The organism is Rhizobacter sp., assembly GCA_021153565.1.
Lineage (GTDB): Bacteria > Pseudomonadota > Gammaproteobacteria > Burkholderiales > Burkholderiaceae_C > Albitalea.
The window spans coordinates 1-7,823 of sequence record JAJKJU010000095.1 but is presented as its reverse complement, the minus strand read 5'-3'; the positions used below and the strand labels follow the sequence as shown (position 1 = coordinate 7,823).

The 7,823-nt window shown below is 62.5% G+C and carries 8 protein-coding genes; 6 read left to right on the top strand and 2 right to left on the bottom strand.

Annotated features, from left to right (window positions below):
• Positions 1-16: 16 nt before the first annotated feature.
• Positions 17-1,363, bottom strand: a complete 1,347-nt coding sequence (locus AC30NL_RS06090) for an FAD-dependent oxidoreductase (RefSeq protein ID WP_489463119.1) — start codon at positions 1,361-1,363, stop codon at positions 17-19.
• A gap of 6 nt (positions 1,364-1,369) precedes the next feature.
• Entirely contained in the window at positions 1,370-2,725 is a 1,356-nt protein-coding gene (locus AC30NL_RS06085; protein ID WP_489463118.1) for an amidase, read from the bottom strand.
• Between the two features lie 192 nt (positions 2,726-2,917).
• Here AC30NL_RS06085 and rpsB point away from each other — a divergent pair, with 192 nt between their 5' ends.
• The 6 genes from rpsB to AC30NL_RS06055 all read left to right on the top strand — a co-directional run bounded on the left by rpsB (position 2,918) and on the right by AC30NL_RS06055 (position 7,727).
• Complete coding sequence (gene rpsB, locus AC30NL_RS06080; RefSeq protein WP_489463117.1) at positions 2,918-3,664, top strand: 30S ribosomal protein S2; 747 nt, start codon at positions 2,918-2,920, stop codon at positions 3,662-3,664.
• Between the two features lie 134 nt (positions 3,665-3,798).
• Positions 3,799-4,719: a translation elongation factor Ts gene (gene tsf / locus AC30NL_RS06075; RefSeq protein WP_489463116.1), complete on the top strand. Its 921-nt coding sequence runs from the start codon at positions 3,799-3,801 to the stop codon at positions 4,717-4,719.
• A 99-nt stretch (positions 4,720-4,818) separates the two neighbouring features.
• Entirely contained in the window at positions 4,819-5,529 is a 711-nt protein-coding gene (gene pyrH / locus AC30NL_RS06070; protein ID WP_489463115.1) for a UMP kinase, read from the top strand.
• 14 nt (positions 5,530-5,543) lie between these two features.
• A complete protein-coding gene (gene frr, locus AC30NL_RS06065) occupies positions 5,544-6,104 on the top strand; it encodes a ribosome recycling factor (RefSeq protein WP_489463114.1) in 561 nt (186 codons plus the stop codon).
• A gap of 47 nt (positions 6,105-6,151) precedes the next feature.
• Complete coding sequence (uppS, locus tag AC30NL_RS06060) at positions 6,152-6,889, top strand: polyprenyl diphosphate synthase (protein WP_489463113.1); 738 nt, start codon at positions 6,152-6,154, stop codon at positions 6,887-6,889.
• Between the two features lies 1 nt (position 6,890).
• Positions 6,891-7,727: a phosphatidate cytidylyltransferase gene (locus tag AC30NL_RS06055; RefSeq protein ID WP_489463112.1), complete on the top strand. Its 837-nt coding sequence runs from the start codon at positions 6,891-6,893 to the stop codon at positions 7,725-7,727.
• The last annotated feature ends 96 nt before the right edge of the window (positions 7,728-7,823 follow it).

The window sequence follows — 7,823 nt, the reverse complement described above, 5'->3', positions numbered from 1 at the left end:
GTTTTGGGCCATGTCCTTATCGGCGAAACCTGTCGATTCCCAGGCCACGAGTGTCTATCGCCGGTGCGCGTGCCGCCAGCAGGTCCGCGAGCACGCGTGCGCTTCCGCAAGCCAGCGCCCAGCCATTCGATCCGTGCCCCAGGTTGAGCCACACCCCGGGCAGGCCGCTGAGGCCCAACACGGGTGGCCCGTCGGGCAGCATGGGACGCGCACCCTTCCAGCTTTGCGCGCGCGACAGCCGTGCGATGCCGGGGTACCAGTCGTCGAGTACCTTGTAGAGCGTGCCGATAGCGGCCATGTTGTGTTTGGTGGGGTGACCGCCCAACTCGGTGCAGCCGGCCACACGGATTCGTGAGCCCAGCCTGCTAATGGCGACCTTGTAGTGGTCGTCCACAATGCCCGACTGCGGTCCGTGATCGGGATGGCTGTCTAGTTGCCTCATTGGCGCAGTGACCGAGTAGCCGTGCACAGCAATCAGCGGCAACTTGAGCCCGTGCGGTACAAGCAGCTTGCTGCTGTCCATCGCCGCGCATACGACGATGGCATCGACTACTTCTCGTTCGGCCTGGATGGCAATGGGCACCGTGGCCGCAAAGCCGTGCTTGACACCGTCGGTCATCACGCTCGCCTGATCGGAGTCCGACGAGGTGTTGGTGTGCAGGACGAGTTCAGGTCGGCCGCCCGGGACGATGCGGTCGACCTCGGTGTGGAATCGAAAACTCACGCCCAGGTTCTGTGCCACCGTGCGCAGCAAGTGCGCAAACTGGCGGCAGTTGCCGACCTCGTCGTCGGGCAGGTGGATGGCTGCATGCAGTGGCGTCTTCGGGTTGAGGCCCGGCTCAATCTTCACGCTCGCTTCGCGGTCGATCACGCTGTGCTTGATGCCCATGTCTCGTAGCAGCGCGAGACTCGGCTGCGCAGACGCGAGATCCTGGTCGGTGCGCAGGAGCAAGAGGCAACCGTCGGTGCGCTCGTAATCGAGCTTGAGTCGACTGGTCACATCACGCAACCTCGCATGGCTGAAGACCGCCAGGGCTTGCATGCTGGCGCGATTGCCCTGGTGCTGATCGCGACCACAGGCGCGCCACCACTTCGACATCCAGCGCAGCGTCTGCAGACTCAGGCCGGGATTGAAGTGCACGGCGTGGTGCTTCTGGAACAGCGAGCACAACACCTTGCGCCGCATGCCCGGCGCGGCCCAGGGCGTCACATAGCCGGGCGACACCATGCCCGCAATCGCGAAGCTTGTTTCCGCTGCCACGCTGGCGCGTCGCTCGTAGACCGTGACCTCGTGACCGTCGCTTGCAAGCTCGTATGCCGTGGTGACGCCGACGATGCCGGCGCCGATGACTGCGATGCGCATGGAGGCTCAGGTCCTCGCTGCGGTGAGTGCCGATTCGATGGCTTGCGAGGCATCGAGGATGGTGTCGTCGGCCATCGCGTGACCCCACACCATCAGGCCCACGGGCATCTCGCCTTCGCTGTGGCAAGGCAGAGAGAGTGCGCAGCCGTCGAGCATGTTCACGACCGAAGGGTTGCGCAGCAGCAGGGCGTTGGCGGCGAAGAAGGCATCGTCGCTGGCTTCGAGATCGGCGATGCGTGGCGCGACGATGGGCACGGTAGGGCTCAGAAGGGCGTCGAAGCCGCGGGTCGCGGTTCGCACTTGGTCAATCCAGTCGCGGCGGGAGTTGAGCAGGTCGATGTAGTCGGCTGCGGTCATGCGTTCGCCGCGACGGATGCGCAGGGCGACGCGCGGATCGTATTCGGCGTCATTCGTGGCGAGGAGTTTGCGATGCCAGGTCCAACTTTCCGCGGCGGAGAAGCCGCCGGTGGACTGGATGGTGGACAGTTCTGAGAGTTCGGGCAGGGCAATGTCTTCGATGTGAGCGCCGGCAGATCGCAGGGTGGCGATGGTGCTTTCGAAAGTCGTTGCCACCGCCGGGTCGATGGCGTCGAGCATGGTGGTCGTCGGCACGGCGAATCTCATCGCGCTCAAACCATGGCCGGAGCGCTGGACGATCCGCTGCGCGAGCACCTCGTGCAGGAGTACAGCGTCGCGCACCGAACGGGTGATGGCGCAGGCAGTGTCAAGCGTCGTCGACAGCGGGACGGCTCCGTCGGTCGGGACCAAGCGGGCGGTGCTCTTGAAGCCGACAAGGCCTTGCAACGCCGCAGGGATGCGGATCGAGCCCCCCGTGTCGGAACCAAGGGCGGCCCAGGCCGCGCCCGTGGCGACAGAGACGGCGCCGCCAGAGGTTGATCCGCCAGGGATTCGCTGTTCGCCATCGACCAGCGCCGTGACTGGATTGGCAGGTGTCCCATAGTGAGGATTGAGCCCTACCCCCGAAAACGCGAACTCGGTCATGTTGGTGTGGCCGATGAGCGCAGCACCGGCACTGCGAAGGCGAACCACGGCGGCAGAGTCGCATGCTGCGGCGTGTCGGTCGCGGAGAATCGTCGAGCCTGCAGTCGTCGTGTGTCCCTGGACGTCGAAGAGGTCTTTGATGCTGATCGCGAGGCCGGCCAGTGCCGGAAGCGGCGCGCCGCTCGCGTGCTGGGCATCAACGGCGGCTGCTGCGGCGCGTGCCATGGCGTCAAATCGGCGTATGAAAGTGTTCCGGTTGAAGTCACGGTCGGCTGCTTCGAGCGAGGCATTGAGGGCAGTGCTTGCGGTCGTGCGAAGCGCTGCGATTTCGCCGCGTATGGCAATGAGGTCGAGAGTCATCAGCGTGTATACTTGTCGGGTTTATCCGGATGGGGTCACGCTTTGTGAAGCATTCATACCTTGACCGGATCAACAAAATCGCGAACCCGGCTAACTCAAGGTGTTGCGAGCGCTTAAAGATTGCATCAAGAAGGATGCATCAGAAAGTGCAGCGATTCGAGCTGGATTCTAGACACAACCTTTGGAGTTCTCATGACTGTCAGCATGCGTGAAATGCTGGAAGCCGGTGTCCATTTCGGTCACCAGACGCGCTTCTGGAATCCCAAGATGGCTCCGTACATTTACGGCCATCGCAACAAGATTCACATCATCAACCTCGAGAAGACGCAGCCGCTCTTCACCGATGCGATGAAGTTCCTCCGCCAGCTTGCTTCCAAGCGCGGCACCATCCTCATGATTGGCACCAAGCGCCAGGCCCGCGAAGTCATCGCGATGGAAGCCCAGCGCGCCGGCATGCCCTACGTCGACCAGCGCTGGCTGGGCGGCATGCTCACCAACTTCAAGACCGTCAAGGGCTCGATCAAGCGCCTGAAGGACATGAAGGCCCAGGTCGAAGCCGGAGCCGAAATCCGCATCAAGAAGGAAGCGCTGATGTTCCAGCGCGAACTCGGGAAGCTGGAAAAGGACATCGGCGGCATTCAAGACATGAATGCCCTCCCTGACGCGCTGTTCGTGATCGACGTCGGCTATCACAAGATCGCGATCGCCGAAGCCAACAAGCTGGGCATCCCGGTCGTCGGCATCGTCGACTCGAACCATTCGCCTGAAGGCATCGACTACGTGATCCCAGGAAATGACGACTCGTCCAAGGCCGTGGCGCTGTACGCCCGTGCCGTGGCTGATGCCATCCTCGAAGGCAAGGCCAACGCGACGAGCGACATCGTGCAGGCCATCGCCGCCGAAGGTGACGAGTTCGTGGAAGTCAGCGAAAACTCCTGATAGCCGCGCCCCTCGCTCACACACGATGTGAGACAAGAAAGGGGCTGAGATCAGCCCCTTTTTTTCAACGCCAACTACTTCCGCGTCAAGGCGATGAAGCGCTATGACGCACCTAGCAAGAATGGAGAAACACGATGGCTGCAATCACCGCAAGCATGGTCGCCGAACTGCGCGCCAAGACCGACGCGCCGATGATGGAATGCAAGAAGGCCCTGACTGAGGCCGAAGGCAACATGGACAAGGCCGAAGAGCTGCTGCGCGTGAAGCTGGGCAGTAAGGCTGGCAAGGCCGCGTCGCGAGTAACCGCCGAAGGTGTGGTGGCGGCATACGTCGACGGCACGACTGGAGCACTCGTCGAAGTTAATTGCGAAACCGACTTCGTCACCAAGAATGATTCGTTCCTGGCGCTGTCCAAGGCCATCGCCGAACTGATCGCCAAGAACAACCCTGCTGACGTCGCCGGCCTGTCGGCACTGCCATACACGCAAGATGGTTTCGGCCCGACGGTCGAAGACGTACGCAAGGGCCTGATCGGCAAGATAGGCGAGAACATGTCTATCCGCCGCTTCAAGCGCTATGCCGATGGCGGCAAGCTTGCGAGCTACCTGCACGGCACGCGCATCGGCGTGGTCGTCGAATTCGACGGTGACGAAACTGCCGCCAAGGACGTCGCCATGCACGTCGCCGCCATGAAGCCGGTAGCGCTCCAGTCATCGGATGTTCCCGCCGAACTGATCGAGAAAGAGCGCGCCGTTGCCGCCGGCAAGGCCGCCGAAGACGCCAAGACCGCAGAAGCCGCAGGCAAGGCTGCCCAGTCGGCCGAGATCGTCACCAAGCGCATCGAAGGTTCGGTTCAGAAGTACTTGAAAGAAGTCAGCCTCTTCAACCAGACATTCGTCAAGAACGACAAGCAGACCGTCGAGCAGATGCTCAAGGCTGCCGGCACCACGGTGAAGGGCTTCACGCTCTACGTCGTGGGCGAAGGCATCGAGAAGAAGGTCGACGACTTCGCGGCGGAAGTGGCCGCTCAGGTTGCCGCCGCCAAGGGCGCTTAAAGCTGTCCGCAAGAATCCGAGGGGCCTTGGGCCAGGCCCATCCCCTCGGGCGTTTAGACTTCGGCACCGAACAAGATCAACCCACCAGGACCCACCTGCATGCCCGCATACAAGCGCATCCTGCTCAAACTTTCCGGCGAAGCGTTGATGGGCGACGATGCCTACGGCATCAACCGCGCCACCATCGTGCGAATGGTGCGCGAGATACAGGAAGTTGTACAGCTCGGGTGCGAAGTCGCGGTGGTGATCGGCGGCGGAAACATCTTCCGCGGCGTGGCGGGTGGCTCGGTCGGCATGGACCGGGCTACTGCCGACTATATGGGCATGCTGGCCACGGTAATGAATGCGCTGGCGCTCGCGGACACCATGCGGCAAGAGGGCATGACCGCACGAGTCATGTCAGCTATCGCGATCGAGCAGGTGGTCGAGCCCTACGTTCGCCCGAAGGCCTTGCAGTACCTCGAAGAGGGGAAGGTCGTCGTCTTCGCAGCCGGTACCGGAAATCCGTTCTTCACGACCGACACAGCGGCTGCGTTGCGCGGTGCTGAAATCGGCGCGCAGATCGTGCTGAAGGCGACAAAGGTCGACGGCGTCTACAGTGCCGATCCGAAGAAGGATCCCGAAGCCACGCGCTACACGCACATAAGCTTTGACGAAGCGATCACGAAGAACCTGCAGGTATTGGACGCTACCGCATTCGCCCTGTGCCGCGACCAAAAGCTGCCGATCAAGGTATTTAGCATCTTCAAGCCAGGGGCTTTGAAGCGGGTGGTGACTGGCGAGGATGAAGGAACCCTCGTTCACGTTTGAAGCAGGGGACAGACATGAGCATTTCGGACATCAAAAAGACAGCTGAAGCCAAGATGGGTCGCTCCATCGAAGCTTTGAAGAACGAACTCCAGAAGGTGCGCACCGGCCGTGCGCACCCGGGCATCCTCGATCAGGTGCACGTCGAGTACTACGGCTCGATGGTGCCCATCAGCCAGGTCGCCAACGTGACGCTGCTCGACGCGCGCACGATCAGCGTCCAGCCCTGGGAAAAGGGCATGGGTCCGAAGATCGAGAAGGCGATTCGGGAGTCCGACCTGGGCTTGAATCCCGCCGCGCAAGGCGACTTGCTGCGCGTACCGATGCCGCCATTGACCGAAGAGCGCCGCAAGGAACTCACCAAGGTCGTGCGCCACGAAGGCGAGGATGCCAAGGTGGCCGTGCGCAATGTGCGCCGTGACGCGAACGAGCATGCGAAGAAGCTACTAAAGGACAAGGAAATCGGTGAAGACGACGAGCGCCGTTCGCTCGACGAGGTGCAAAGGCTCACCGACCGCACGATTGCCGAGATCGATCGACTGATCTCGGCCAAGGAAGCGGAGATCATGGCCGTTTGAGGCCACGAATCCCCGCCGCTTCCGTGTCCTGCAGTAACCCCCACCTCGTGCATTCCAAGGCCGACATCCCGCGTCACGTCGCCATCGTCATGGATGGCAACGGCCGCTGGGCGAAGAAGCGTTTCATGCCGCGCTTTTTCGGCCACAAGGCCGGTGTCGATTCGCTCGTGAAGACAGTGCTCGCATGCGCCGACCGTGGCATCGACTACCTCACCGTCTACGCGTTCTCGTCCGAGAACTGGAGGCGTCCGACCGAAGAGGTCACGGGCCTCATGGGACTGGTGCTCGTGGCCGTGGCGAAGTACCTCACCAAACTCGCCGATAAGGGGGTGCGCATCCGCATCGTGGGCGATCGCACGCAGGTATCCGACAAGCTGCGCGCCGCCTGGGAGCAGGCCGAGACGCTGACGCGCGACAACAATCGCATCACGCTGTCGGTGTGCTTCAACTACGGTGGACGCTGGGACATCGTGCAAGCGTGCCGACAGGCTATCGCCGACGGCGTGCTGGCAAACGAACTCGACGAGGACAAGCTTGCACGCTACATGGCGCTCGCTCATGCGCCCGATCCCGATCTGTTCATCCGTACGGGCGGAGAAGTTCGCGTGAGCAACTTCCTGTTGTGGCAGGCGGCCTATTCTGAATTCGTCTTCACCGATTGTCTGTGGCCGGACTTCGGCGATGCGGAACTCGACGCGGCGCTGGCAGCCTTCGCGCGACGAGATCGACGATTCGGCGGTGTCAAGGACGCTGCGACTCACGCGGAATCGCTACAGAGCGCCTGACATGCTGAAGCAACGTGTCATCACCGCCCTGATCTTGCTGGTCGTTCTGCTTCCCGCCTTGTTCGCCCCCGTGGCCTGGCCCTTCGCGTTGCTCACGCTCCTAATGATTGGCGCGGCGGGGTGGGAGTGGGCGCGGCTCAATGGCGTGGCCGGCGGCGCGGCGATTGGGCTTGGAGCCCTCTTGGCGCTTGCATGTGCGGCGGCGCTTTGGGCTGGGTGGGCCGTCACCGCACCGGCCTGGATTTGGTGGGTCGCCACGCTCGTCTGGGTCCTTGGCGGTGCATGGGCCATGAAGGCCGGCCCCGCGGGCTGGCCGAGCGTGCCCAAGGAGCTTCGCCTGGCTCTGGGTATCCTCGCGCTGTGGACAGCATGGCTTGCACTCGCCAACGCCAAGTTCGCAGGCATCAATTTCATCCTCTCGATCTTCTGCCTTGTCTGGGCCGCTGATATTGCGGCCTACTTCGGTGGCAAGACTTTCGGCAAGCGTAAGCTGGCCCCGACCATCAGCCCCGGCAAGAGCTGGGAAGGCGTGTGGAGCGGCATGGTGGGTGTGTTGATTCTGGCCGCGGCGTGGCTTGCCATCGATCGTTCGCATGCGGTCGATTCACCCAGCCTCTATACCCGGCTGAATGAACGTCATGGCCTATTCGGTCTTGGGCTTATCGTCATCTTCCTTGCCGCGATGAGCGTCGTCGGCGACCTCATCGAGTCGCTCGCCAAGCGTGCCGCGGGAGCCAAAGACAGCAGCAACCTGCTTCCCGGCCATGGGGGCGTGCTCGATCGCATCGATGCCTTGCTGCCCGCGTTTCCGCTGGCGCTGGCGATGAGTTCGATCTGAGAGGCTGAGAGTATTTCGATCATGCCCGCTCATCACGCCAAAAGACCCCTGCTCGTCGTTGCAAATGCTCGCCATAGCCCGGGCTATGGCTGCGCT